Origin of the sequence: Chromohalobacter moromii, assembly GCF_023091865.1 — a bacterium.
In the GTDB taxonomy this organism is placed as follows: domain Bacteria; phylum Pseudomonadota; class Gammaproteobacteria; order Pseudomonadales; family Halomonadaceae; genus Chromohalobacter; species Chromohalobacter moromii.
The window spans coordinates 1,296,886-1,323,448 of the sequence record NZ_JAHXDI010000001.1 but is presented as its reverse complement, the minus strand read 5'-3'; the positions used below and the strand labels follow the sequence as shown (position 1 = coordinate 1,323,448).

21 protein-coding genes are annotated in these 26,563 nt (G+C 54.6%); all 21 read right to left on the bottom strand.

Annotation, left to right across the window (positions count from 1 at the left end; translation table 11 throughout):
* Nucleotides 1-25: 25 nt before the first annotated feature.
* The 21 genes from KZO83_RS05890 to KZO83_RS05790 all read right to left on the bottom strand — a co-directional run bounded on the left by KZO83_RS05890 (nucleotide 26) and on the right by KZO83_RS05790 (nucleotide 26,405).
* Nucleotides 26-1,741 (bottom strand): sensor domain-containing diguanylate cyclase, encoded by a 1,716-nt coding sequence (locus KZO83_RS05890; protein ID WP_247620097.1) that lies wholly within the window; start codon nucleotides 1,739-1,741, stop codon nucleotides 26-28.
* A complete protein-coding gene (locus KZO83_RS05885; RefSeq protein ID WP_247620096.1) occupies nucleotides 1,726-2,034 on the bottom strand; it encodes a hypothetical protein in 309 nt (102 codons plus the stop codon). Before KZO83_RS05885 ends, KZO83_RS05890 begins: the two co-directional genes overlap by 16 nt.
* Before the next feature lie 286 nt (nucleotides 2,035-2,320).
* On the bottom strand, nucleotides 2,321-3,541 hold the full coding sequence (locus tag KZO83_RS05880) for a hypothetical protein (protein WP_247620095.1): 1,221 nt from the start codon (nucleotides 3,539-3,541) through the stop codon (nucleotides 2,321-2,323).
* 9 nt (nucleotides 3,542-3,550) lie between these two features.
* A complete protein-coding gene (locus tag KZO83_RS05875) occupies nucleotides 3,551-4,189 on the bottom strand; it encodes an HAD-IB family hydrolase (protein WP_247620094.1) in 639 nt (212 codons plus the stop codon).
* A complete protein-coding gene (locus KZO83_RS05870; protein WP_247620093.1) occupies nucleotides 4,186-4,941 on the bottom strand; it encodes an SDR family oxidoreductase in 756 nt (251 codons plus the stop codon). Before KZO83_RS05870 ends, KZO83_RS05875 begins: the two co-directional genes overlap by 4 nt.
* Nucleotides 4,938-6,239 carry an FAD-binding oxidoreductase gene (locus KZO83_RS05865; protein WP_247620092.1) on the bottom strand — a complete coding sequence of 434 codons (1,302 nt, stop codon included), beginning with the start codon at nucleotides 6,237-6,239 and terminating at the stop codon, nucleotides 4,938-4,940. The genes KZO83_RS05870 and KZO83_RS05865 overlap by 4 nt, the downstream gene beginning before the upstream one ends.
* Nucleotides 6,236-7,207, bottom strand: coding sequence for a lysylphosphatidylglycerol synthase transmembrane domain-containing protein (locus KZO83_RS05860; RefSeq protein WP_247620091.1), 972 nt, complete (start codon nucleotides 7,205-7,207; stop codon nucleotides 6,236-6,238). The genes KZO83_RS05865 and KZO83_RS05860 overlap by 4 nt, the downstream gene beginning before the upstream one ends.
* Entirely contained in the window at nucleotides 7,204-8,076 is an 873-nt protein-coding gene (locus tag KZO83_RS05855) for a decaprenyl-phosphate phosphoribosyltransferase (protein WP_247620090.1), read from the bottom strand. The genes KZO83_RS05860 and KZO83_RS05855 overlap by 4 nt, the downstream gene beginning before the upstream one ends.
* A gap of 173 nt (nucleotides 8,077-8,249) precedes the next feature.
* Nucleotides 8,250-10,019, bottom strand: coding sequence for an asparagine synthetase B family protein (locus KZO83_RS05850; RefSeq protein ID WP_247620089.1), 1,770 nt, complete (start codon nucleotides 10,017-10,019; stop codon nucleotides 8,250-8,252).
* 113 nt (nucleotides 10,020-10,132) lie between these two features.
* Nucleotides 10,133-11,455 carry a lipopolysaccharide biosynthesis protein gene (locus KZO83_RS05845; RefSeq protein ID WP_247620088.1) on the bottom strand — a complete coding sequence of 441 codons (1,323 nt, stop codon included), beginning with the start codon at nucleotides 11,453-11,455 and terminating at the stop codon, nucleotides 10,133-10,135.
* A gap of 255 nt (nucleotides 11,456-11,710) precedes the next feature.
* A complete protein-coding gene (locus KZO83_RS16410; RefSeq protein WP_247620087.1) occupies nucleotides 11,711-12,805 on the bottom strand; it encodes a glycosyltransferase in 1,095 nt (364 codons plus the stop codon).
* A gap of 151 nt (nucleotides 12,806-12,956) precedes the next feature.
* Nucleotides 12,957-14,078, bottom strand: a complete 1,122-nt coding sequence (gene galE, locus KZO83_RS05835) for a UDP-glucose 4-epimerase GalE (protein WP_247620086.1) — start codon at nucleotides 14,076-14,078, stop codon at nucleotides 12,957-12,959.
* Nucleotides 14,078-15,223 carry a glycosyltransferase family 4 protein gene (locus KZO83_RS05830; protein WP_247620085.1) on the bottom strand — a complete coding sequence of 382 codons (1,146 nt, stop codon included), beginning with the start codon at nucleotides 15,221-15,223 and terminating at the stop codon, nucleotides 14,078-14,080. Before KZO83_RS05830 ends, galE begins: the two co-directional genes overlap by 1 nt.
* A 228-nt stretch (nucleotides 15,224-15,451) precedes the next feature.
* Nucleotides 15,452-16,486 (bottom strand): polysaccharide deacetylase family protein, encoded by a 1,035-nt coding sequence (locus tag KZO83_RS05825; RefSeq protein WP_247620084.1) that lies wholly within the window; start codon nucleotides 16,484-16,486, stop codon nucleotides 15,452-15,454.
* Nucleotides 16,483-17,628 carry a glycosyltransferase family 4 protein gene (locus KZO83_RS05820; protein ID WP_247620083.1) on the bottom strand — a complete coding sequence of 382 codons (1,146 nt, stop codon included), beginning with the start codon at nucleotides 17,626-17,628 and terminating at the stop codon, nucleotides 16,483-16,485. Before KZO83_RS05820 ends, KZO83_RS05825 begins: the two co-directional genes overlap by 4 nt.
* Before the next feature lie 93 nt (nucleotides 17,629-17,721).
* Nucleotides 17,722-18,684: an acyltransferase family protein gene (locus tag KZO83_RS05815; protein ID WP_247620082.1), complete on the bottom strand. Its 963-nt coding sequence runs from the start codon at nucleotides 18,682-18,684 to the stop codon at nucleotides 17,722-17,724.
* 74 nt (nucleotides 18,685-18,758) lie between these two features.
* Entirely contained in the window at nucleotides 18,759-19,748 is a 990-nt protein-coding gene (locus tag KZO83_RS05810) for a hypothetical protein (protein WP_247620081.1), read from the bottom strand.
* A 117-nt stretch (nucleotides 19,749-19,865) separates the two neighbouring features.
* On the bottom strand, nucleotides 19,866-20,987 hold the full coding sequence (locus tag KZO83_RS05805) for a glycosyltransferase (protein ID WP_247620080.1): 1,122 nt from the start codon (nucleotides 20,985-20,987) through the stop codon (nucleotides 19,866-19,868).
* A gap of 154 nt (nucleotides 20,988-21,141) precedes the next feature.
* Nucleotides 21,142-23,346 (bottom strand): polysaccharide biosynthesis tyrosine autokinase, encoded by a 2,205-nt coding sequence (locus tag KZO83_RS05800; RefSeq protein ID WP_247620079.1) that lies wholly within the window; start codon nucleotides 23,344-23,346, stop codon nucleotides 21,142-21,144.
* A gap of 97 nt (nucleotides 23,347-23,443) precedes the next feature.
* Nucleotides 23,444-24,595, bottom strand: coding sequence for a polysaccharide export protein (locus KZO83_RS05795; RefSeq protein WP_472924480.1), 1,152 nt, complete (start codon nucleotides 24,593-24,595; stop codon nucleotides 23,444-23,446).
* 454 nt (nucleotides 24,596-25,049) lie between these two features.
* Entirely contained in the window at nucleotides 25,050-26,405 is a 1,356-nt protein-coding gene (locus KZO83_RS05790; RefSeq protein ID WP_247620077.1) for an exopolysaccharide biosynthesis polyprenyl glycosylphosphotransferase, read from the bottom strand.
* Nucleotides 26,406-26,563 lie beyond the last annotated feature (158 nt).

The window sequence follows — 26,563 nt, the reverse complement described above, 5'->3', positions numbered from 1 at the left end:
TCGTGTTGCGTATAAAGGCGCGACATCATTCGCAACGCGCGTCGTTCATCATGCGGTTCTTGCCTTTGGCCTTGGCGTCATAACTTGCGGTATCGGCACGCGTCACCATCGCCTGGGCGTCGCTATCATCGGGACCCAAGCATGAAATGCCCAGGCTCGCGGTGACACGGTAGCGCTTGTCCTTACTCAGCACCGACAACTCGCTTACGGCATGGCGAACCTGCTCGGCGATGCGTATGGCCTGTGGATTGCCACACCCAGGCAGCAGAATGGCGAATTCATCGCCGCCCAGGCGCGCTAAGTGGTCATCACGACGCACACAACCTTCCAGACAACGAGCGATCTCGCGCAGCATTTCATCGCCCAAGGCATGACCGCCCTCATCGTTGATCGGCTTGAAACTATCCAGGTCGAAGAGAATCAACGACGCCGTTTCGCCATGTTCGCGGAAACGCCGGTAGGTCTCGTCGAGACGTCGTTCGAAACCGCGTCGATTGAGCAGCCCGGTGAGCGGGTCGTGCTCTGCCTCCCAGAGTTGGCGCTTCTGCTGCTCGCGCAGATGGGTGATGTCCTTGATGAAGCCCACCACGCCTTGCGGCTTTTCACCGTTCTTGACCTGACTGGTGTAAAGCTCCAGCCACATCATTGCTCTATCGCCGCACTCAAAGCGCAACTGGCGATGCAGTTCGTGACCGCCATCCACCGCGTCGCGCCACAGCGCAAATAGCACCGAGCGATCCTCGGGATGCAGACGACGCAACCAGGCGCGATGCCGGAACGACGCCGCTGAAAGCCCCGTCAAGGCTTCCAAGGCGGGATTGACGTAACTAATCCGACCCTCGATATCGGCCAGGAACATCGGCAACGGCGACGAACTCAATACCGCATCCAGATAGGCTTGGCGGCTGCGTCGCTCCGCGCGCTCGCGACTGCGCTCGTACTCCACGCTATTGAAGGTATGGGCGATACGCCGCAGCTCCTCCAGCGATGTATCCAAGGAAATACGGGCAATATCCCCGCGCCCCACTTGTGCGATCTGACGCGCCAGGCGCCGCAACGGTGAGAGCCCTAAATGCAGCAACCACCACAACAAAGGCAGCATCGACAGCACGACGGCCACGGCCACCCACCATTGGCGGCGCACGTAATCGATAATCGGTTGATGCGTCTGGCGTTGCGGCAGGAAGACACCCACCACCCAGCCCGGTTCCCAGACTTGGTGATAACTCATCAACGCCGGTTCGCCGTTGATGAGACGACCGGTACCGGTGCCCTGCCAACCATCCAGTGCCTGCGACAGCACCGGACTCTCCAGCGTGGAAGGGACATGCTGCATGACAAGGGAACTATCGGGGTGGCTGAGCACCGTACCATCGCTGGTCATCAACACCGCATACCCCTCCTCGCCGATGCGCAAGCTACGCAAATCAAGGAAGAAGCGTCCATCGCGCAGATTGACTACACCGCCCAGCATGCCGGCAAAACGGCCCTGCGCATCCGTCAGCGGGACCCCCATCACCACCAGCGGGCGACTATCGTGGAGTTTACTGATGATCGGACGCCCCACGAAGGGACGCCCTACTTCCCGAACGAAGCGAAAATACTCGCGGTCGGCCACGTTCAAGCCCACAGCGCCCGGCAACGACGGCGTGAAGCCCCTGACATTCCCCTCGGCATCGACAACGAATGCCGAATCGAACAGCTCCAGCAGCGCCGTGTGGTCGCTCAAACGTGCCTGCACATCGTTATCGCGTCCTCGGCCAGCGGCACATCGCCCTGCAATACCCCCGCTTGCGAGGTGGCAATGCTTTTAAGCGTATCAAGGCGCAACGAAATGGATTGCTGAATGTTGCGCGCGATCAGCGAAGCCTCGTAGTTCAGATGCGCCCGATTGATCTCCTCGGCGAGACCGCTACCGCCACGCAGCGATACCCACAGGATGGCGATGACCAACACACTCCAGCCCACTCCGGTGCCCAGGATCAAACGCCCCAGCAGTGTCTTGGGTAGCAATGTCTTGAGTAGTCGTCTCATGCGATTCGGCCATATTCGCATTGTGCCTCGCCGGCCCCGCGTCATTATTTAGTGGTAGGCGACAAGCGTATCCCAGCGGCTTCAGTGAGCAAACCCCGTGCCACCGATTGAGCCCCCACCACCGATTCGTCCCATTGCATGAGCGTTGTGGCAGGCATGCGCTCGAACCGCCAAGGCATAAAAAAACGCCGGTGCACAAGGGCACCGGCGTCAGGGGCAGACACGGTTGAAGGTAAGATGTCCGCCAAGATAATCGAGTATGAACACTACGAGTGCTGCAGTTACTCTATAACTTAGGCATAACAGATCCCACAAATTTTGCTGTATATACAACCACATCAAAGCTTTCTGTAACACACAAAGGACCAGAAACAAGGCCAAACAATACAACAAAGGAAACCAGCTTCACCCTATCTTCGAGAAATGACAGCACACCATCTCGAACGACTTTATCTCGCAACACAATAAAGCATATTGCCAGTATAATATTTGTTATAGTCAATGACCACCACCTAAAATGATCTTGCCCCAAGGGATAAAGGGCCAAAGGGGATAACGACGCTATAAAAATAAGCTTAACCTTTAAATCAATCTGGCCACGCATTGACATGTAAAGCTTATACATCATATACATAAAAGGCATCATAAAGAAAACAAGAGCTCCATGATGCACCAAGCGTGGGAAGCTAAGTCCAAGCCTTATTGTCCTACTAACATTTTCCTCAAGAGAAGAGTGATGAATAACAACAAGAGAACTACTCACCACTCTATCACCATAAATACTTCTCAAGGCTTCCAGATGATCTTCGAACCCAAGCGCACTATACTCTCCATGCGTAGAAACCAAAAACGTAATGAAAAATATAACTACAAAAGCAAGACCTTGCAAAACAACACCCTTTCTGGAGGAGTCGATGTAGTTCCAAAAAACAAGGGAAAGAGGCAGTATCATAAAAAGTGCAGCCTCATGCACTAAGACTGACAAAGAAAGCCCTGCAACAACAATAGCAAAAGTTACGTAAACACTCCTTTCAGCCAAAAAATTTATTGACAAAACAATCAATATAAAAATCATGTATATAATCAGATCAAACCTTCCAACATCGAAAGCAAAGTGCTGCAAAGTCGCAGGCGAAGCAGCAGCAAAGACCATGAGCAAAAAGGCACCAAACCTCTCCCCATGACCTATGTAAGCTTTAGAAAAAAACAACAAAAACAAAAAGGAAAGCCCCCCGAGGGATACATATGAGACAAAGCTCACAAAGTCATATGAAACATGGCCCACAAGGGTCTTGAGAAAATCCCCGACAACCCCTCTCTTTACAAATCCATCGTCATAATTAAAAAGGTAATGAGTGTAATTCCAATTGCTTAAGTAACTCGTTCCATTTATGAAAAGATAGGGATTCGATCTGATCCAGACAATCAGCGCCACCATAGAGCATCCCAGGAAAAAACTTATTTTCCCGGCATCCCTAACACCCCAAGCATTTGTTTTAATATCCATTCTTCCCACCTAAACAGAAGAAACAGAAAAAACTCCCCTTTCGAAAACAAACCCATGATCTACCAACTTAAGCATAGGCAAGTCCCCCTTAGAGTCCCCATACGCATATGTCAATCTTCTACTATTAAAATTAGAAAGAACTATTCGCCTAACCTTCTCTTCCCCATGACAATTCTTTCCCTGAATCCTCCCTGAGACATGGCCCTTCTTGCCAACTTCTAGCGCTGTGCAGATAACCTCCGAAAAATGCTCTCGCTTAGCCCAAGACGTCAGGTAAACATTCATCGAGGCACTCACCAGCACGCACTCATGGCCTTGGGCCTGGTGCCATCTGAGACGCTCCATGCCTTCTGGGCGCAGCATGGTGGGGATCACCTCTTCACTGAAACGCTCTCCAAGTGTAAAGAGCTCATCAATGTGGTACCCCCCTAAGTACTGTTTGAGCACGATTTGCTTGGCGATGTCGTTACGCAGTAGCTTCGCATAATAAGCACCGAGTACCGGGCTCAGCAGCGAAAGCTTGCCATAGTAGGCCGGTGTGCCGACGACAAACTTGAGAAACGGCATCAACGTATCACCGGTCGTCAAGGTTCCATCGAAGTCAAAAAACGCGACGGGACGAGCATCGAACTCAGGAAACTGATTCATAACGACATCCGTTTGAAGATAGCTTCAGGGATATGCTTGATGATCAGCATGATGCCCCACCAGAACCATGGCAGGTACACTTCGCCCTTGCCCTTCTGCATGGCCTTGATGATGCCCTTGGCGATCTGTTCGGGCTTGGCCCACAGCGGCCCACCCTTATCGAGCTCGGCGGTCATAGGGGTATCGACAAAACCGGGCTTGATGGTCACCACGTCGACATTGCTCTTGGCCAGCCGGTTGCGTAGGCCCTGGAGAAACAACGTGACCATGCCCTTGGCGGCGCCATAGACATAGTTGCTCTGCCGCCCCCGATCGCCGGCTACCGAGCTGATCACGGCGATCACGCCGTACTGCTGCTGCTCGAGGCGGTTGGCCAGCAGGGTCAGCAGACTGATCACGCTCAGGGCGTTGGTCTCGATCTCCTGGCGTGTCTGGGTAACATCCGCCTGGCAGGCCTGCTGGTTCGGCAGAGTGCCGTGGGCAATCAGCACGCCATCGATGCCGCCCAGCGCTCGTTCACCAGCGTCAATAAGCCGAGCATGCTGATCGCTGTCGGTCAGATCGGCCACATCCCCATCGATTTGCTGGTGGTCGCTGGCCCTTACCTTGAGATCATCAATAAGCGCCATCAGCTTGTCGCGGTTGCGTCCCACGCAGTAGAGGGAGGCGCCCTGGGCAACCAGTTGCCGGGCGGTCTGCTCGGCAATGGCGGACGTCGCCCCAAAGAGGATCACACGATTAAGAGAGTTCATGGGGTCACTCGCTGCCAGAAACGGGAAGAAAAGCCGGGATCGACGTAAGCGCTGAAGGCTTCCCATTGGGGATAGCCAGCCTGAAACAAGCTCGCCGGCATACGGGCGTCCTTGCCGGGGTAGAGGGTGCCACCGGCCTCGCGCACGATGGCATCCAACTCCTCGAGAAGGCGCAGGGTCTTGTCGCCCCGATTGGGAAAGTCCAGGGCCAAAGTGGTGCCGGGGCGCGGAAACGAGAGCATGCCCAGCGACGGCTTACGACCGAAGGTCTTGAGCACGGCAAGAAACGACCCCTCCCCGCGCCTGGCGATGGTATCGAGCAGCGCCGCGGTAGCGGCCTCGGCCTCGCGGGGCGGAATCACGCACTGGTACTGGTAGAAACCACGCCGCCCATAAATGCGGTTCCAACCTTGAATGGCATCCAGCGGGTAGAAGTACGGCACATAATGAGTCAGCGCCCCCTGGGGCTTGACTGGCTGCCGGTAATAAAGAGTATTGAAGGCGCGCAGGCTCAGCCCATTGACCAACGAGAATGGTGGATCGACGGGGATCCGCTTGCCGCTTTCCTTGAACGTCGGCAGCTCAGCCTGTGCCGCCGCATGCTGGCCGGCCAGCAATATCCCCCGGCCCTGCGCCTTGCCTTTGGCCAAGCAGTCGATCCAGGCCACGGTATAGGGCCAGCGGGCCTCAGCACGACGGTTGAGTGCCCAAAACTCGTCGAGATTGGCGAAGCGCTGTGACTCGACCCACATCCAGGGGTTCTGGATAGGCATCAGCTGCAGCTCGACCCAGCGAATCAGCCCAGTCAGGCCCAGCCCGCCGATAGTCGCCGAAAACCAGCCGTTGTCGTCCTCGGGCCGGCACGCAATAATGCTGCCATCGCTGCGCCACAGCTCCAGGGCGCGCACGTGATGGCCGAAGCTGCCTACGGCATGGTGGTTCTTGCCATGCACGTCGTTGGCCACGGCACCACCCACCGTGGCCAAGCGCGTCCCCGGCGTGCTGGGCAAGAACCAGCCTTGGGGCACCACCAGTGCGAGGAGCTCGGCTAGGGTGACGCCTGCCTCACAGCGCAGTATCCCCTGCTGCGGGTCAAATTCGATAAAGCGGTCGAGCCCTCGGGTAAGCAGCAGCGTGCCCTGTTCGGTCAGGCACACATCGCCATAGCTACGCCCATTACCATGGGCCAGTAATGGCCTTGGCAAACCATCCGGCACGCCAGCGTAGCGTTGGGTTAACGCATGGACGGCGTCGGGAGCCACACGCGGCAGACGGTTCCATGAACGTGGTGCGGTCATGCGGTCTCCTCCGCAGGCGCTTCACCATGACGGCTGCGGATCAAGGCCACCAGGCCGATTAGTACGGCAAACCACAGCGTTGCCAGGCGAATGAATACGGTCGCCGCGATGGCGACGGGCATAGTCATGCCCTTGAGGACCAGCAGCGAGACCATCACCGCTTCAGCGCTCCCCAGACCGCCCGGTAGGAAACTCAGGGCGCCGGCCAGCATCGACAGCGCATAAACGAAGATGGCGAACGACAGCGAGATGTCGGCATCGAGCCAGCCCAGCATCCAATAGAAAGCCAGCGCCTCCGCCCCCCAAGCAATCACGCTGATCACGGTGGCTATGCCTAGAAGGTCGGGGCGATGGCAGCGGCGCGCGCCCCCCAGCATCTCGCTGACATGGGTAACCAAAGCCATCAGCTTGCCCTGGCGAGCCGAGGCCCAACGATGCAGCCGGTCCAGCAGGGTCTTGCTCGACAGGCAAGCCAGCACCACCACGATCCCCAGTACCCCGGCAAGCACAATGCTCCGCGCCTGGGGGTATTGGGCCAGCCCCACCAGTGTGAGCAGCACGATGGCAACGAGGTCGGAAAGTCGCTCGCTGATGAAGGCAGCGAAGGTCACCGGGAACGGTACCCCGCGCTGCTTGAGGAGTACGCCCCTGAAAGCCTCCCCCGCCTTACCGGGCGTGGTGGTCAGGGCAAAGCCACTGAGATAGATTCGCAGACTCGGCGGCCAGGCTACGCGATGCCCCAGCTGCGACAAGTAGAGCTGCCAGCGACAGAACCGCAGGGCGTAGTTCATCAGCGACAAGATCAGGGCGATCAGCGTGCCTACCAGGCCAATCTGCACGAAGGCGGCTACCACCTCATTCCAGCCTCCCCACAGGGAAAACGCCAAATAGCCGGCGGTGGCGGCCACGATGGAGAGGATCAGCGCCCGCAGCCGCCACCCTTCCAGGTAACTCACTGCCGCCGTCATGTTAGGACCCACAGAGTCGACCCCACCCAGCCCACGACCGTGGCCAACAGATGGCGGTCGATAACCAGGTCTTTGGCCGTATCATTGCCTTTGGACTTTTGATGCAGCAGGTAAAGATAACGAAAGATGCCATACACCACGAAGGGTAAGGTGTAGATCAATCCATCACTGCCATGTAGGGCGATCGTCTTCGGGGACACAGTATAGAGGCCGTAGGCAAGCACCGTGCATGCAGCCGTGACAGCGATGAACTGCTCGAGCATGGCCGGGCTATAGTCATCCAATACACGTCGGGTCAGCCCTCCGTTGCAGTGCTCGTTACTCTCAAGCATCAGTAGTTCGGCGCGTCGCTTGGAGAAGCCCAGAAACAGCGTGACCATCAAACCGCACAGCAGCAGCCACGCAGATGGCGCGATGCCTAACCCCACCGTGCCAGCCAGAATCCGCAGCATGAAGCCAGACGAGATCAAGAATACATCGAGGATCACGATGTGCTTGAGGCGCCAGGAGTAAAAGATGTTGATGACAAAGTAGGTTGCCACAAACAGAGCGACCCAGCCGCTAACCAACAGTGCCAGCAACATCGATGCGGCTATCAACCCACCAAGCAGTCGTTTGGCCACACGTGTGGAAATGGCACCACTCGGCAAGGGACGACGACACTTCACCGGGTGGGCTCGATCCGCCTCGATGTCCATGATGTCGTTGAGTACATACACCGCACTCGCCATGCAGCAGAAGGCCAAGAAAGCCAACAGTGCTTGAGAGAGTGTGAAGAGATCCCACTGATGGGCAAATAACGGCCCGACTAGCACAAAACCATTCTTGAGGTACTGGTGTGGCCTTACCAGCTTTATGACCGAACGCATATATAAAACCCCTGCGACGAGACATTGACTTGCCCTCTTGTTCAACCGACCCCGAACTTCTAGAAATCCGCTCACAATAGCCTCGTTATCATTGCGCGAAACCGAATCGCCGGAGCTTTATAAAGCAGACCACCTCCCCCCGGCATATTAAAAGAGAGTCTTGAACTAGAATTTTAACTAATAGTAGCGCGTGCCTCGTCTGTTGCACGGCGTTGAAAGTTAGCCGCTCTCGAAGCGTCAGAGGTCAACATTTTATGCATTTTTATAATCATAAAAACTCTAAATGCAAGAACGTTGCCATCGACTGATCGGCGAACTACCGTTTTACGCAGCCGGCTTTTTATGGAGGCAGGTAAAAGCGAACTCACCAGTCCTTTCACACCCCATCTTCTCGACCCATCATTTCCAACTTTTATTTCACTGATAACTCTATTTGCAAAATCAGGGCCGAACAAGCCAGCTGAATAACTACTATTTATCTCTGATTTCATAAGATCGACACACCCTTTCTCGCGGAGTATGTCTTTAGGATTAGCATTTGCGCTTTTAAGGGCAAATGGAACACCCCCCTCCATAGACTCAACTATACTCTTAAACAAACACTTGTCTTCTCTGAGGTCATCAGGCAAGCTTCTAACAACACTCAGAATTGACCTGGAAAGCAAGGGGTTAATCTCTTCCAAATACGAAAACTTGATATCTGACAATGCAGCAAACACGGTTGGCATACGATATTCTTGGTGGACTCTATCCCGCCATGCATAAAGCGTTTCCCCCTCTTTTTTATGCAACTCAACCGGAACCTCTTGATGGAAAGGCGCAAAATCTTCAGTAAATTGCGATAAATTCTTGTAGTCGCAACACAATCCAAGACCAACTAAGTTCCTGACATCTAATTCTGATGAAGCAGGCAACTCTCCAAAACTTTCATCTCCTCTAATTGTCCCGTCTACTCCTTCGTCATGGAGCTGCTTCCAGATATCCATACCATCCATGTACCCAGCAATATGATCAACACGACCTTCACTGCAAAAAAGGAATCGATCGAAAACCACCTCGAGTGGCTCGGGAGAAATATCTGTATGATAGTATTTATGCTGAACTCCCACAGAGTGTGCTAGCTCCTTAGCCACATAGGCATCATTGTATTTTTCATACTGAGATTTCTCTAAGCCCCATGTTATCGTTTTCAGATTATCTGGAGCCCCTATTGTATTTTTTATAAATAACAATATCCCGCGACTATCATACCCCCCGGACAGCGGTAGCACCCATCGCTCAAAGTCAATACCATCAAGAGACTCCATAGTTTGACTAATCGCATCAGTCAATACTCTTCTATGACCTTCCCTCTTACGATTAACCACGGAAAAATTAATAGGTCTTTGGGTGATAGAGGCACGCCATGATTTCTTTTCAAGCGACAAATAACTATCGACCGGCAGGCGCTTAATGCTTTTATCCCAAGAAAACTGCGGACCCAACGAGCCTGTCGACAGCATCCACGGAATCACTCTCTCATCAAATTCAAATGCACCAAGGAACATAATTATTGCGCGTTGCGACGTTGATGCAATAAATACCTCTTCATCATGGTAATACCAGACCGTTCTAGTCCCAACACAATCGCTAACCACTTCAATCTCGTCCTCATCGACCCTAAACAAGGCATAATTACCATCTGGATAGCATGTTTTAGGCTTATCCCAACTCACTTTGTTTTTTTCATACAGAAACCCCAGAAGCAAGCTCCCTCCCGACTCTTGGAGGGCACCACTATCCATGCATACAGCATATGCCAAATCATCTTCGACACGTACTACATGAGGTTTAGGTACCGCAATATTATCCGGGACAAGATGATTGCAAACATCATATAGCTTTTCTTTGGTACTGGCATTGAAACCAGAGTTTCGGCTGCAAGCGTATAACACTTTGGACATGGAACTTCTCCTTGTTGATGCTACACTTATTACTTTAATTTAGGGTTACCCCCTATAGATCGTTGGTCACCGGAAGACCATAAACTTATCTCGATACTCAAGAGCACGGCTTATTAACTGATTCTTGCATCACGGTCCCACCTCACCGCACACAAATAAATCCACAGCATCACTCCGCTATAAGCAAAAATACCAATGATAGAAAATATTGCGACTGCCCAGATGTCGCTATTTAGCCAATAGAATCCGAGCAAAAAACCAGAAACTTTACCACCGGTGCTCAAGACCTCATAAAAAAGCAAGCCACGCTGAATACCCAAAATAGGAACTGCAGCGTTGCTTGGCTTATTGGCTAAATTAAAAAAGAAGAAAAAAGCCAACCATCGAGCATATTCTCCCGCCACACCCCACTCAGCTCCAAACACCAAACTAAATAGCCAAGGGCCAAACAATACAACAATTGAAAAGGGCACGATGCCAATTGCAGCTAGCACACCTGTAGCTCGTAAAATGTGTCTAGAAAGACTCTCGCCATTATGTGCCGCTTCCGTTATTCGCGCATAAAAAACATCGCTAACTGCCATTCCAATCAAAGTAGTTGGCATCCCCATCACCATTGTGCTGAGCATGTAGAATCCTGCAGTGGACGGACCAAAGAAAGCAGCCAACATCAACACTGGTAAACTTTGCGATGCGGCGTTGATCGTAATCTGTGGAGCCCGGTACAGTGGGAAATCGCGATGGCGATGGGCCAGTTCGATGATGCCCAGGTTGGGGGCCTCTAAAGGTTCACTGCGATTTATCGTAGTGCGCTTCCGAATTCCTATCCACATCAGCAATGCGTGCAATACACTTCCCAAAGATGCCAACACAATGAGTACAGCGCCGGTGGGGTGAACGAAGCCAAGCAAGGCCCTGGCACTATTCAGTAGTCCGGAATTAGCTAAGGCGGAACGAGCAATCACTCCGAATTCTTTTTTGCGTATCAACCACTGCTGAGCCATCTGCATCCAAGCAGCGAATAATATCGCTACGGGTAGCAAGTAGATCAACTTTCCCACGCTCTCTATTTCCAACAGCGAAATAGCTACAGCACCCCATAACCACAAGCCAACCGCTATTAAGGTCGCAATAAAGACGGAGATATAGGCACTCAATCGTAGAAGCCCAATGGCTTCTTCATCTCGTCGTGGCAAAACGACAGAAATCGGATAGGCAAGAGCACTGAAAGGAGTTGCCACACCCAATATTGCAATAAAAGTACCTTGCACACCGTATGCTTCAGGACCATAAAGGCGAGTAATCAGCGGTGAAAAAGCCATCGTGATCGCCTGCGCTCCTGCCGTTCCGGTGGCAACCACCGCAACACTTCTTACAAAGCGGCTGCGCCATACTTCATGGGTTTTCTGTCGCAATGTAATAACTAGATTCAGCATGCACATCTCTGCCTATCAGAAAGCCCGTTTGACCCACTGGGCCGAGAAAGAAAAGAAGGTACCGATTTTTTTATCTTGTAGAATCAGCATGTCCACCAAAACACGCCTCAGGAGAGTCACTCGCCATATGTGAAGTACTGGCTTTGGACACCGCCTACAGCGGCTCTGTCCGTATCGAGCTGAACGAAGAGCGAATCACAAGAACTGAACCGGCAGACAGCCTGCTCAGTCATTCAAGAGCATAAAATCAATAATTTAACGGCTTGCTTCCAAATATTTTTTTGCAACAGCTTCAACTGTAAACTCATTGGCACGCTTCTTAAGTTCTTCAAAGTTCCACGCGCCCACATTATTTATATGGTTAACCATTTCCAATGAAAGTCGTTCTGCATCACCACAAGGTACTAATACGCCATACTTGCCATCAGCAAGTATGGTCCTTGGACCACCGGGACAATCCGTACTAATAACGGGCGTACCACATGCCAATGCTTCTACTATTACATTTCCGAACCCTTCCCAGTCAGAAGACAAAACAAATAAATCTGCCGCCTTGTAATACGGATAGGGATTATCTTGGAAGGCAACAAAATCAACATTATCCTCAACACCCAGCTCACTTGATAGCTTTTCTAAATTCTTCTTTTCTTCACCTTCTCCAAGAATGACAAGCTTAAGATCAGGAACCGATTTGACAGCCAAAGAAAATGCATTTAACAAAAGCGCTTGGTTTTTTTGGACATCAAGACGACCAACGTGCAAAACAACACGAACATCAGGGGAAGACAACCACTCATGACATAAAACATCTCCAGCCTTTTCATTTAAATCATCATTAATCACCGGATTACCAATAACTTCCACATGGCTTTCTTGGACTATCTTATTAACTATCAGGTCTTTTTTGGTGTCCATAGAGTTTGCAATAACAATATCAGCACGTCGATAGGAAAACTTCATGAGAAGTTTATGAATCAACCTGCGACGCCAGGGTATACGTCTGAAAGCTTCCATTGTATTAGCTTCACGAAACGTAACTCTTATATTATTAATTATTGGAAGAGATAGCCCGACGAAGATATTTGCGCCTCTCATAACAGATAGAATATATTCTGGAGATTCATCTTTTATGGCTTTTCTCAACTTCAACCAAGCATTATAGCGCAACCGTTTAACATTAAGATCAATCAACTTTATGGAGCTATTTATTTGCCTACGATATGGACCGACTCCATCAAAAACAACTAGACAGACATCCAACCCGTTTTTAGCGTAAAAATTTGCCAAATTGACAGCTATCCTTTCGGCCCCTCCTCCTGAAAACGAGGGTGTAACAATACAAATCTTCACGACTTATTCCTTTACTTTGTATAGCATCAAAAGCCCACCTCACCTATGGGAAGGCGTCACTATTCATGCAACACGAGCTATTCAGACAACACGAACTACAAGTATTAGAGCGTGGCTGGATGGCCACGCCTGGTCTTCTCTGGTTAGGTCGTTACGAGGCAGCGCGGTTGGCGCGTGCGGTATCAATGAGGTAGATCTTCGGCAAGGCATTGGCCACGCCGGCGGGCTTGCCGAGGCTGTCACGTCTCACCACGCGTTTGCTTGGATAGCCTTCGGGATTGTTCGACTGCCAGCGCCAGGTATCGGTGATCATCTCGGTCAGACCACGCTGAGCCTTCCAACCCAACTCATTTGCTGCCAGCGAGGCATCGGCCCAGCATTCGGCGATATCCCCATCGCGGCGCGGCACGATGCGATACGCCACATCACGCTGCGAGATCATCTCGAAAGCGCGCACCATTTCGAGCACGGAATACCCCTGACCGGTTCCCAAGTTCCAGACATTCGCCCCTGAACGGTCTGTCAATACGCGCATCGCCGCCAGATGTCCCTCGACCAGATCCATGACATGGATATAGTCGCGCACGCCAGTACCGTCCGGCGTCGGATAGTCATCGCCGAAGACCGATAGCGCCGGTAGTCGCCCGATTGCCACTTGGGAGATAAACGGCAGCAGGTTATTGGGCTTGCCCGATGGGTCCTCTCCGATGAGCCCGCTGGGATGCGCACCCACGGGATTGAAGTAGCGCAGCAGTGCGATCGACCAGCGTGGGTCAGACCGCGCCAGCTTCCGCAGCACCTCTTCGACCATCAGCTTGGAATGTCCGTAGGCGTTGGTCGGCTGTCCGGTGGGCGCGCTTTCGCTCAACGGCATGCGCGTGGCATCGCCGTACACCGTCGCCGAAGAACTGAACACCAGTCGGAAGACCCCCGCCGCCGTCATGGCCTGACACAGCGTGATGGTTCCCGCTACATTGTTCTCGAAATACGCCAATGGCTCGTTGACGCTTTCTCCCACGGATTTGAGCCCAGCAAAGTGCAACACATCGCTGATCTCGAAATCCGCAAAGACGTAATCCAATAGCGAACGGTCGCGTATGTCGCCCTCGATGAAGACAACTTCTTTGCCGGTCAACTGTGAGACGCGCTCCAGCGACTCACGCGAGGCATTACAGAGGTTGTCGATCACGGCCACGTCGTGGCCGGCCTCTATGAGCCTCAGCACCATATGCGAGCCGATGTAGCCTGCGCCGCCTGTCACTAAAATCGTCATCATGCCTCCATTTTTACGCGTTGGTGACTCATCAGGCCGCTTTCCAGGCAGGCCAGGTATCCCATTACGACGATGTCCTGCGAGAACTCTTTCTCCGCACGCCGGCGCGCTGCTACTCCTACGCGGGAAAGCGCCCACGGCGTCATTACCAGGCACGCGCGCATACGCGCCGCCAGCGACTCGACGTCCTTGACGCGGCACAACCAACCGGTTTCTCCATCGGCCACGGCATGGCGACATCCCGGCACATCAGTGGCGATAGTTGGCCTCCCCATCGCGCCCGCCTCCAATACGGTGGTCGGTAAGCCTTCACGGTAGGACGGCAATACCAACACATGGGACTGGGCGAGCCAGGGACGCACGTCGTCCTGGGCGCCGACATATTCGACGACACCCCGCTCGTGCCAAGCCTCGATCTCGTCGTCATCAATTGCCGTGCGATTGCTGACACCCTTGGGCCCGACGATCAAAAATCGTGTTTCGGGATTTTCCCTACGCACCTGCACGGCCGCCGCGACGTACTCGCGCACACCCTTGTCGCCCAGCAGCCGTGCGATCAATACAAAGGTGAAGGGCCCTTCCTGAGGCAGCGGTGTAAACGCAAAGCGCGTTACATCAACCCCCGCGCCCGGCAACATCCCCCAGTCGACTTTTTGCAACATGCCTTGGCGCTCAAAGACCTCGCGGTCATCCGGGTTGAGGAAAAACACCCTGTTCGCCCCGGCATTGGCCACGCCATAGAGCCGTCGAACTTGGCGGAATAAGTGACTGTCATGCAGGAAAGCCGTCCCCAAGCCGGTGACGGTATTGGCATACGGAATTCTCAGAGCGCGGCACGCTAATCCCGCATAGATGTTCGCCTTGACCGTGAAGTTGAAAACAAAGGCGGGACGCAGCGCGCGCAACTGCCCATACAGCCAGAACAGGCACTTCCCCTCCCGCGCAGGGGCGGTGCTCTTGCCGTCCATGGGCATGCTTCGCAGGGTGACGCCGAATTCATCGAGCAAGCGTTGCGAATAGTCGTCGTTGGGCACCAGACACACCACACGAAAACCGCGCCTCTCTAGCGCCCTCAAAAATCCCTGGCAGAAGTTGTAGAGAGACCAGGACGTGTTGGAAACCAGCACAATCGTTTTATCGTTCATGGAAACAACTCCTCTGCAGTGGAGATCATCTGCGGGGCACGTTTTGAAGGTCCGCTCTTGAAGGCCCGTTTGTTGAAGACTTGTTTTTGAAGACTTGTTTTTGAAGACTTGTTTTTGAAGACAAAGCCCCCCGGCCCTCGCGCTAAAGCGCGTCGGTAAGTAGTCATCAAAAGCAGTGATCAAATGTCGTGAAGGCAAGTGGTGCGTGGATGGCTAGCGCCTAGGAAGCTAGGTCAATGGGGCTGTCACCGAGGCCTGCTCCTGACGCGTCAGTACATCGTTCATCGACATCGAGCGCATACCGTATTCGATGGAAAGAACCTGGAAATAACCGATGATGGCGGCGAGGTCACGCAGATGGGCATCGGTAGCCAGGCCGAAGTTGTGTGGATGCCACCAAAGATGAAATATCTCGCCACGCTTGGCGGCACGGCGCATCGCCTTCTTGATGCGTCTAAGTCGCAAGGCATTCAGTTGCGGTATCCCACGACGCGGACGCAGAAACATACTGGCAGGAATATTCAGCGGGTCGCCCTTTAGATCGTGCCATTTGATGCCGTGGTGCCCGGTCAGATTGACGTAGCTATCCATCAGTCGCAGTGCACGAGTCGGCGCAGCATCGTGATACTTTCGTTGGAACCCCGCACGCTGTGGATTGCCGCGATAGCAACGAAAGCCCGCCTCGCGCATTGGTTCCAAATAGGCCTCGTCGACCTGATTGCGCGGCAAAACCAATGAACTCGGCTGGTGTCCGGCGTGCTTGGCGATGGCCATTGCCGCCGCGAGATCGGCCTTGAAGTCATCCGGTGTCTGACCCTCTTCATAGCAGTAATAATGCGAGAAGGTATGTGAAGCGATTTCCTGGCCTGGCGTTTGCGCAATCAGATCGATCAGGGAGCGCGCGTAATGCAGTGGGTCGCTTGCCTCGTCGTCACCGATCTCCTGCCGATAGTTATCACGTGCCGGATTGGCATAGTGTGGACGTCTAACAGGCGAGAAACGCGTCAATGTTTCGCGATCCTCGGCGAACAGATAGCCCACCGTGGCCCAGGTCGCGCGGATATGGCGTTCACGGAAAAGATCAAGTATCGCCGGTACAGCACGGCGTGCGCCGAGCAATTGCCGCATATAAGGGTGCTCTGGCGTGGTCACGATATCCGACATGCCCCAGTGCAATTCGAAGTCCAGCGAAATCACAAAGGCCGGCGGACGCAGCGGTTCGCCTTCGGCGCGCGCCAAACGGGTCATCCAATTAGCATTCATACGTGGCACACCTGATGCCAAGAAGCACTATAACCGTCGATCATGCGCTGTACGCTGAAGGAATCGACGACCCGTTGATGCGCGCGCTGCTTACGCGCTTGCCACGCTGGTACCTCCGCGTATTCATCAAGTGCCATAGCTAGATGATCTGCCAAGGCCGAAGGATCGCTGGGTGGAACTATCCAACCGGTATCGCCAACGATAAAGGCAGCATCGCCGACATCGGTGGACACACACGGCGTGCCGCAGGCCATTGCCTCGGACAACACATTAGGGAATGCCTCACTAAGCGACGACAGCACATGCACATCGAGCGCGTTCATCACCGCAGGAATATCGCTACGTCGCCCTACTAACAGTACCCGTTCGCGTACGCCGTAATCCTCCAATAGCTGGACCAGTTCAGCGTTATCGGCATCCACCTCCTCGCCGATCAACGCACACCGAAAGTCCCAGCCCAGCCCCTTGAGCTGCGCCAAGGCGGCGATCAAGTTGGCATGATCCTTCAGCGGATCGAAGCGAGCCACCATGCCGAGTAGCGGCATATCATCATCGAGCCCCCACTCCTGGCGCACACGCGCCCTGGCCTCGGCATCGGGGGTCAGTAGCAGTAGATTGTAGCCATTGGGCACGACCACGAATTTCATGGCCGCATAACGTAGCTGGCGATGCACTTCCACCGCATGTTGCGAACAGCTCACGATGCGGCTCGGCACCACGCGGGATAACGCCCCGCAGGCCTTGGCGACCCAGATCGTGCTGCGCTTGGTAACCCCCGGCATCAGGTTGCTGTTATGGATTCCCCAGCAAATAGCCTTGACGCCCGCTAACCGCGCCATGACCCCGCCCACCAGGTTGGCGTGGTACATCCACGTCTGCACCACATCTGGCCGGAGTTCACGCAGGGTCCGCCACAAGCGCCACAGGCCCGAGAACGTCACGCGGCCTGGCGGCATATGCAGATACACGACCTCGACCCCCGCCGCCTCGAAACGTGGTCCGTATTGTCCGGCGTCCATCAGGCACACTACACGATGAACGTTGTGGCGATCGTTATTGCAAAGCTGGTAGAGCGAGTCCTCGGCACCACCATCGGTCAAGCCGGTGATGACATGTAAGACCTTCAGCGGTTTGGCTAGCATAAGCGATTGCATCCTCTCGAGTGGCCGATGCCCGACAGCGCTCGGGCATAGCGGATATGATCTTGAACAAGCGCCAGCGATTCGGTGGCTGCCTCACCCACCGAAGGCAAATCCCAAGCGCTTGCGGCTTCCCTTGAGCAGCATCACGGCAAGCAGCGACGACGCCAGTGCCAACAACGCCAGCATGTTGCCGGGCCGATAGGAGAGCGCCTCGAACAACGAGATGAAAAGCGGATGAATGAAGTACAGCGCTGTCGCGTAATACGCTAGGGAGGTACTGTCACCAGGGACATGAAGCGACGACACCCACAAGAAAAGACCAGGGCAAAAGACCAGGAGGCTCAGATACATATCGAAATGTGGCAGCCCTTCGAGACTGACATAATTGAGATAGGATTCCCCCAGCAGCAAGAGCATGCCCACCAGGCTCCAGATCGCGTAATAACGGCGATCTAGCTGACGTATCCCTTCCCAAGACCGCAACAGATATCCGATACAGAAGAAAGGGAAGCCAAAAAACAAGAAGTTGCGATAGGGCCAACCTTCAAGGAGCAGCGCATCTAGCATGCTGCCGGAAAATAGATCGTAATTACCGGCATACATCAAGGAAACGCCTATGCCATAGAGCATCACCGCCGATACCAGAAGGACTTTCATAGAGTAATTGCGCAGCATGTACAGTAAGATGGCAGCCCCAATCAGTGCCGAGAGAAACCACAGATGGTGATAACCCATGACCGCAACACGCAGTAATCTCAAAACCTCATGCAAGTTCGCCGCCGGAATATCAAGCCAGAAATACACATACACCAGCATCCAGAAGAGATACATCGGCACTACTTTTTTCAGCCAGCTAGCAAGTGACTTTGTGCGAATCACGCCAATAAAGAAATAACCGCTAACCATCATGAAAATCGGCACCACGATCCGAAATAGCCCCTCCACCGTCAGCTGATACCCCAGATCGCTATAGCCCATTAATACTTGGGCATGTGAAATTACCACGATGACGGCTAATGTCAGCTTTAGCACATCTAACGAGACATTACGCTGCATTTCTCCCTCCCCCCTTAAATCGCCCGATCCCTGAAATAGAAACGTCGATGCATTATCGTTTTATAAAGTTAGGATTACATACTGCCTTCGGCGGCCCAGCCGTAACCGGGGATTCCAAGAACCGGATACCACTGCATGAAGAAATAAAAGGCATAAAGTCCGTAAATTGTGTAACGACGCCAGTCCGTCAATCCCAGGGATGCCAGCAGCAATACCAACATGCCGCTTTCGAACACGCGTGCCGTGACCGGAAGCAGAAAGTACGTAGAGAGATAAAAAATTAAAATCGACGCCGCAAAGAAGTTGTTCCTGAGAAATGACTTACCCTCCATGAAGAAGATCACGGAGAACACGACCCAGAAGAGGAATGCTAATCCCGACCCCCCCGAGCCCATGGCGCTGTATTCATCGCTACCACCTTGTCGTGCCCCGAGCGCACCGGCCAGCCAGATCCCTAATGCTCCCAGTACAATGCCCACGCCCAAGGTGTATACTATCCGCCACACGGTCGAAATTCTAAACGTCGAGAAGGCAACATTGAGTAGAAACAAAGCATCAATGAAGAAAAAGGATGCATGGACCAATGGTGCCAGCCCGATGAAGAAGATACGCAAAGGCAAGTAACGACACCACCAGCCGATAAAAAACAGAGTAATCCCTACTCCCTGCCGTAAGTGGATAATATTATTCTTCAATACCTGAGGCATCAGAATAAAAAGAATCAAGAAAAAAGCGTACTTCGGGTAGCTTCTCAACACTAGAAAAGAAATCAAAAACGATGAGAAAAAAATGATTATGCGCAGCGTATCTTCCGGTGAGAAATGCTTGGAAGCCCATATATTGAGTAGCAGCCAAACCGGCTCGTTGGTGATAAATGCTTTGAGGCTACTAGCGGCATACATGGCGAAAATTTCATCGGAGTGCTGGGCATAGATAAGATAATTTTTCCGATCGAGATAACCATCGACATCCAGCCCCATCAAAAACCAGGCATAAATACCCGCCAGGACCAGACACATGGCCTTGTAACCGAACGAGCCTTCAGTAGGTATTAGTAGTTTCATCGCTCGCCTCAACTTACGGGAGTGCTGACGCGCCTAAACTCAAATGGGCTGGCGCCACATGACGTATAAATAATCTTGAATACCTAGCCGAGCCCAGATGCCAGCATGCGTTGAGCATCATTCACAGCGATGCTCTTGCGGCAGAGGCACCCGCAGCGCGTGTAGGTAGCCGGAAAGCGCCTGCTGCAAATTGAAGCTACGGGCACGGTGGCGCACATCGGGGTGAGTCTCATCACTAAGGGTCGCGGCCATCGCCCGGGCCAACGCCGAAGCGTCACCGACCGGCACCAGCCGCCCCCACTTTCCATCTTCAAGAATCTCTGCCGAGCCACTGGGACAATCCGTGCTCACCACCGGCGTGCCGCAAGCCATGGCCTCGGCCAGCACGTTGCAAAAGCCCTCCCACGCTGAAGACAACACGAACAACGATGACTTGCGCATCCACGGATAGGGGTTATCCACGAAGCCGGGCAAGGCTACATCCTCGGCGATGCCCAGTTCCGCGATACGAGCCTCGAGCGTGGCGCGCAGTTCGCCCTCGCCAAGGATCACCAGCCGGGCGCGATGAGTCTGACGCACCATCGCGAAGGCCTCGACCAGGGTGGCGAAGTCCTTCTGCACGGTCAGCCGCCCCGCCGCGACGATCACCGGCGGCTCGCCCTCGGCCAGCCAGGGATGCACGACCGGCGCCTCGGACAACCGAGGCAGGTTGGAATTGATGGGGTTATAGACAACATCGATCCGCTCGCGCGGCAAGCGCGCCGTCTGCGCGAGGTCATCCGCCACCCCGCTGGAGACCGCAACGATAGCGTCCGCTGAGGAATAACTAAGACGCATCAACCACGGCAACCCTCGCTTGAAACGACTGTTCGACACATCGCGAGATAGCGTATTGCGCTCCGACACCACCAGACGTGTCCCCGAACGGGCCAGCTTGCGTGCCCAAAGCGCAATAATGTTGGCGTGATTGAGCGCCGAGAGTAAGGCATACGGACGCTCACGGCGTAGATAGCGCACCAGTGCCGGCAAGCTGAACAGCACGCGCGAGGCACCGAGCTCAACCAGCCGCACACGCGGCGAGACATCCGCCAGATACGCCCCCTCGGCGGCAACCACAACAAGATCCACAGGCACCCCCCGAGTCGCGAATCCATTGGCGAGGGTTACCATCACACGCTCAGCGCCACCGCCCGCCAGCGAAGGTAGGAACACCGCAATCCGTTTATAGTCGTCTTTCATTTCGCCGTCCGTCATTTGGCAAATACCATCCCAGGCAGGTTTGCCATTTCTAGAAGAAATACGCTAACGGTATAAACCGCCCCGCCCCCAACCAAAGCAAGGTGGTGCGCGTAAGGCGCCCGAACAGTGCCGGGCGTCAGCACAGAGGCGTCTTTTAACGATAGGAATAGTTGTAATAGCCGTAGGTATACGCCGTGGCTGCCTTGCGCTCGAGCCCATTGAGTATCGCGCCCTTGACGCGCACCCCACTGGTATCCAAACGCCGCATCGCTAGTTCGACTTCCTTGGGCGGGTTAACCTGGAATCTTGCCACCATCAGGGTCGTGCCCACGCTCTTGCCGATCACCGTGGCATCAGTTACCGCCAGCACCGGCGGCGAATCGACGATCACCAAGTCGTAGCGCTCACTAGCCGTGACCAGCAACTCGGTGAAACGCGACGAAGCCAGCAATTCCGAGGCATTCGGCGGGACGACGCCACGCGCCAAGTACTCGAGCCCCTCGACGCTTTCCACGGAACGCGCCATTTGCGCCAAGGTGTGACGCCCAGCCAGTATTTCGCTCAAGCCATCTTCAGAAGGCCCCTTGAAGATCTTATGCATCTGGCCCTTGCGCATGTCGCCGTCGATCACCAACACACGCTGACCGTTCTGAGCGCACACCGCTGCCAAGTTGGCGGCAATGAAGCTCTTGCCTACGCCCGGGCTTGGCCCAGTGATCATCAAGCGATTGTCGGTGCTATCCAGCATCGCGAAGTGCAAGCTGGTACGCAGGCTGCGCATTGCCTCGATGGAGACATCCAACGGGCGATGCCACGCCAGCAGCCCCGCCGGTACGCTCTGCGTGCGTCCTCCCCGGCGAATGCGACGGCTGAGCCGGCTCTGGTCATCCGATTTGGGCACGATGGCATAGACCGGCAGGCCCAGCTGCTCGAGCTGATCGGGACTTTCCAAACCACGATTGAACATTGCCCGCAGCATCACCACCGCCACCGCGAAGGCTGCGCCCAGCAAGGTGGCAAGCGCGATATTCATCATCTTGTTAGGCGCCACCGGCTGCGGAAACTGCTCCGCTTCATCCAGCACCCTCACGTTACCCACGGTGCTGGCCTCCGCGATCTGCATTTCCTGCACCTTGTTGCGCAACTGGACATAGATTTCTTGATTGACGGAAACATCGCGCTGCATACGCAACACTTCCTGCTGCGTTTCCGGCATACCGTCGATGCGCTCCTCAAGGGACGCCAGTTCCTTCTTCAGTTGTGCTTTCTTCTCTAGCAACGCCGCATAGGTCGGGTGGCTGGGCGTAAAGCGCCGCGAGATTTCCGCTTCGGAGAACTCCAACTCATTGAGCTGACTTTCCAAATTGACCACGCGGTCGAGCACCGACTGAGTCTCCATGGAAATATCCACGCTGTCGTTTTCGGAGCGATAAGCGTTGAGTTGTTGCTCGGCAGTGGCAAGTTCACCGCGTACCTCGGGCACCTGCTGACTCAAGAACTCCAGGCTCTTACGGGCCTCTTCCGACTGACGCTGAATATTCTGCGTGACATAGATATCACCGATGGTGGCCAATATTCGCTCGGCCAATGCCGGCGACGGGTCCGTCAGGGTCCAGGCCAGTATCCCCGTACCATTACCCCGCTCGGCAATACCGAAATTATCGCGTAGCTGATCGACGGCCACCACGCGCTGCGCATGGGTCAGAGTGAAGGTCGCGCCTGGCGCCGCCGCGATCGACTCTACCTCCACGCCCACCGCACCGGCGAGAAAGCTTTCCTCCTCGCCGACAACGCCCTCTCCTAGACGCTCGCCACGGTAGTTCAAGGCATAACGGGTCTCGTCGAGTACTTCGAGGGTGAAGGTCTGTCCCAAGTACTCGTCAGCCACGGGCATACCAGCGACCTGAATATGATCGTCGCCCCAGGCATAACCCCAGTCCTGGGCGAACGCGGGCGCGGCGATCCGGTGGCGCTGCAAAAACCCGCCGATGATCGGCACGCGTACCGGGTCGACGCGGATATCGAGGTTGAGTATGTCCACCGCACGGCCGAGCACCATGCGCGACTTCATGATCTCCATCTCCGAGCGCGACGGTGGCGCTTGCGAAAGCATCGATATCGACGCATCCGCCAGAGGGTTATTGGGACTCTTGGTTTCCACCTGGACCAGCGACTTAGCCTGAAAGATCGGCGTCGTAAGAAAGGCATACGCCGCCCCCAAAAACGCGAACAATACAATCAGGCTGATCACCAAGCCCTTGGCGTCGAACAAGAGGCCTAAGATGCGCCCCAACTCCATGTCATTGTCGTTGCCATTGTCGGTTTTATTGGTTTCTGGGGCAGGTACATTGAGATTCATAGATTCCCACTCCATGAGAATGTGGGCTCGAGACCCGACGCCGTGTCATATCAATGCACTAGGCGGCAGCGACGGCGGGCCTTGAGACAATGACGGCTTAAAAGTCGTCGTTGAGGTCCTTGATGTCACGCGTGGCCTGCGACAGCTGGTAGATCGCCGTCACGCTAGGCAGGATCTGGCTGATAACGCGGTTCCAACGCGCCATCGGCGCGGCGGTGACATACACCACATCGGTGGGCTGAAGGATGAATTCCGACCCCAGTGCAAAGGCGATCGCGCTCTCGGCGTTGAGCTGGTAAACAGTCGCGTAGGTGTCGCTGTCGACATCCTGTTTGCGGCGAATCACGAAGATACCCGAAGCATCGGCGCTGCTCTCGCTGATGCCCCCGGCCTGTGACAAGGCATTGGTCAGCGAGAAGCGTGCATTCGGCATCGGCACGGCGATCGGCGTATTGACCTCGCCCATCACGTAGACCTGCTGATTGCCGACAACCGGCACATGCAACACGTCGCCATCCTGTAGCAACAGGTTCTGATCGAGATCGCCATTAACCAGCATGTTGTAAACCGACAAGTGCCGCTCGACGCCATTACGGGTCAGCACGACGTCATGCCAGTCGCCGCCCTGCGTCAGACCACCGACGCTGCTGAGCGCATCCAGCACTGTAAGCGGCACGTTGGTGATAGGCTGCGCTCCCGGACTATCGACCTCCCCGGTGACATAGGCTTTCTGCGCATTGAAGGCAGCGACTTTTACGTCCACCTGTGGCTGCGCGATGTAGCCTTCCAAGCGGCGTTGGATCTCCCCACGAACATCGCGCACGGTGCGTCCCGCGACTTCCACCGTGCCGATGTAGGGATAGAAGATGGTGCCGTCCGAATGTACGACGTTGCCCGACTCTTCCGCGCTCCGCTCACTCCCGGCGGGAATCGTCAACTCAGGGTGGTCATATACCACAACGCTAAGTACATCACCGCGCCCGATCATGTAGTCGTAATCGATCTTGGATTCGGGCACCGCATTCTCGGTGTACTCAAACAACGAGTCGCGCAAATCGTCTTTCGACTCCGCCATCGTCTTGACGAGACTCGGCGTAATTGCCTTGACCTCGATATTGTCGGAGATGTCCTCTCCCTGCGGATCAGCTTCATAGTCGATATTGCTGCCGGGCGCGAACGCACAACCCGACAGCGCCACCATGAAAGAAAGCCCCAGTAGCGGCTTTCTCCACCCTGAACGGTATTCCATACGGCTTGCAATCATGCCGATTCCCTCACTCTTCGTTTTGTTAGGGCCTAAAATTCTTTTACCCACGCTACCGCCCTGGAGCGACACCACATCTCCCGGGCCATAACCACTAATTTTCAAACCCTTTCTCTAGTTTTGGCTTGCGGCACGCATCGCTTGTGTTACTTACTGCTTTAATCATCAACCTTTTGAACTGCGCGCCCATTCCCTTACTTACACAAGTATCGTATTGCGGATTTCATTCTATGCATTGTGTAACGTTTCATAGGCTGAATTTACACAATGCTTACATTGGATTTTACTCGTTGCTAAATCGCGCCTTTTAATCAACAAGCTCATCCATCAAGTACGATAATTTAGCTGTGCAGGAGTACGAGAAAACTCATACTCTAAATAAAATACCCCCGTACGCAGACGGGGGCCCCACAATGACTCAATTCAACGAGAGCACGCCTCAGCGCGCCCCAAATCCACTACTGATCGTCTTCAGCGTGCGCAGTAGAATCAGCACGTCGAGCCACAGCGAAAAATGTTTGATGTAATAGAAGTCGTACTGCAGCTTGATAGCCATATCATCGACCTCTGCGGCATAGCCCTGTTCGACTTGGGCCCAGCCTGAAATGCCCGGCCTGACGACACGCCGGTAGCTAAAAAGCGGTATGTCCTGCTCGTACCACTGTGAGAGATCCACGGGCTCGGGGCGCGGACCGATGAAACTCATGTCGCCCTTGAGCACGTTGAGAAGCTGCGGTAACTCATCCAAGCGGTACTTGCGGATCACCCTGCCCACCGGCGTGATGCGCGGATCATCCTCACCGGAAGCGAATTCCTTCCCCTTCATGTCGCAATACATGCTGCGAAACTTGTAGATTCGAAACGGTCGGCCGCGATGTCCCATCCGCCATTGCAAGAAAAACACCGGCCCCGAACTGTCGCGGCGGATCGCCCATGCCGTGGCCAACATGATGGGCGCCAGCAACGGCAACAGCAGCATGGCACCGCAGATATCAAGCCCCCGCTTGCAGGCGCTATACAAGGGTGACGGCAACCAGGAGACCAGCTCCGTATCCGCCAGGTGTTCGTACTTCACGCGGCCGGTGCGCGACTCATCGATCTGCTTGATCTGGTACACGGGAATGCCGTGCAAAGTGCACTTGGTGAGAAACCGCACCCACTCCTGATTGAGCTCATCGCTGCGCAGGTCGGCGATGATGCCGTCGATACGCTGCGCGCCCAGGCGCGGCACTTCGAGTCTGTACAGTCGACTCTCTTCGGTCTCGGTGAGGTGGCGCGCCTCGCCCAGCGGAACCAAGGCAAAGCGCGGGCGCCTGAACCGCTGCGCCGCCGCATAGCCGACCAGGAACCACAGCAGGCTTGCCACATAGCCCCCCCACAGCACGCGTTCGTCGACAGGCGCCACGCCAAGCAGCAACGCCCAGGTCAATGCGAACACCGCACTGACCAGCGGCACGACATAGACCACCGCCTGCGTCCCAGGAAAACGCGTCATGCGATGCAAGACGAACAATGTGATCAGGAATGCCGCCCCCACCGCCCATAGCGTCGTAGCAAGGCCCGGCGGAAGATCGCGCCAAAACCCCTCACCGTGCACCACCAGCGACGGCACCATCACGACCGCCGGCAAGCCTACGATGAAGTGAAACGGCATACCCATCAGGCACTGCTCGTACCAGCGTGAGTGGCGGCGTTCGTAACGCGTGTCTAGCGCTTGGCCACTCGCCGCCCACGACTCACCGCCCCCCCATGCCGAACGATCCATCTTCTCCAGAACTTTATGCTTATTGAACATGATTGACGCCACCTTTTCAGTGTCCCGTGCCGCCCGCTTAAGGACGTAAATAACCGGGTTTTCGCCAAACAAGTTACAAAGTGTTCATCTTTACAGCCAGACGGTTTTAGTGATTAAGGAACCCCATATTATTCATACGCAAAAGCACCCAAATCGTA

Coding starts and splice junctions, on each gene's coding strand:
- KZO83_RS05855 (WP_247620090.1), bottom strand. CDS start 8,076: ATGCGTTCGGTCATAAAGCTGGTAAGGCCACACCAGTACCTCAAGAAT.
- KZO83_RS05885 (WP_247620096.1), bottom strand. CDS start 2,034: ATGAGACGACTACTCAAGACATTGCTACCCAAGACACTGCTGGGGCGT.
- KZO83_RS05805 (WP_247620080.1), bottom strand. CDS start 20,987: ATGAAAGACGACTATAAACGGATTGCGGTGTTCCTACCTTCGCTGGCG.
- KZO83_RS05865 (WP_247620092.1), bottom strand. CDS start 6,239: ATGACCGCACCACGTTCATGGAACCGTCTGCCGCGTGTGGCTCCCGAC.
- KZO83_RS05860 (WP_247620091.1), bottom strand. CDS start 7,207: ATGACGGCGGCAGTGAGTTACCTGGAAGGGTGGCGGCTGCGGGCGCTG.
- KZO83_RS05830 (WP_247620085.1), bottom strand. CDS start 15,223: ATGAACGATAAAACGATTGTGCTGGTTTCCAACACGTCCTGGTCTCTC.
- KZO83_RS05820 (WP_247620083.1), bottom strand. CDS start 17,628: ATGCTAGCCAAACCGCTGAAGGTCTTACATGTCATCACCGGCTTGACC.
- KZO83_RS05880 (WP_247620095.1), bottom strand. CDS start 3,541: ATGGATATTAAAACAAATGCTTGGGGTGTTAGGGATGCCGGGAAAATA.
- galE (WP_247620086.1), bottom strand. CDS start 14,078: ATGACGATTTTAGTGACAGGCGGCGCAGGCTACATCGGCTCGCATATG.
- KZO83_RS05800 (WP_247620079.1), bottom strand. CDS start 23,346: ATGAATCTCAATGTACCTGCCCCAGAAACCAATAAAACCGACAATGGC.
- KZO83_RS05845 (WP_247620088.1), bottom strand. CDS start 11,455: ATGCTGAATCTAGTTATTACATTGCGACAGAAAACCCATGAAGTATGG.
- KZO83_RS05810 (WP_247620081.1), bottom strand. CDS start 19,748: ATGAAACTACTAATACCTACTGAAGGCTCGTTCGGTTACAAGGCCATG.
- KZO83_RS05815 (WP_247620082.1), bottom strand. CDS start 18,684: ATGCAGCGTAATGTCTCGTTAGATGTGCTAAAGCTGACATTAGCCGTC.
- KZO83_RS05870 (WP_247620093.1), bottom strand. CDS start 4,941: ATGAACTCTCTTAATCGTGTGATCCTCTTTGGGGCGACGTCCGCCATT.
- KZO83_RS05790 (WP_247620077.1), bottom strand. CDS start 26,405: ATGTTCAATAAGCATAAAGTTCTGGAGAAGATGGATCGTTCGGCATGG.
- KZO83_RS05825 (WP_247620084.1), bottom strand. CDS start 16,486: ATGAATGCTAATTGGATGACCCGTTTGGCGCGCGCCGAAGGCGAACCG.
- KZO83_RS05850 (WP_247620089.1), bottom strand. CDS start 10,019: ATGTCCAAAGTGTTATACGCTTGCAGCCGAAACTCTGGTTTCAATGCC.
- KZO83_RS05795 (WP_472924480.1), bottom strand. CDS start 24,595: ATGGAATACCGTTCAGGGTGGAGAAAGCCGCTACTGGGGCTTTCTTTC.
- KZO83_RS05875 (WP_247620094.1), bottom strand. CDS start 4,189: ATGAATCAGTTTCCTGAGTTCGATGCTCGTCCCGTCGCGTTTTTTGAC.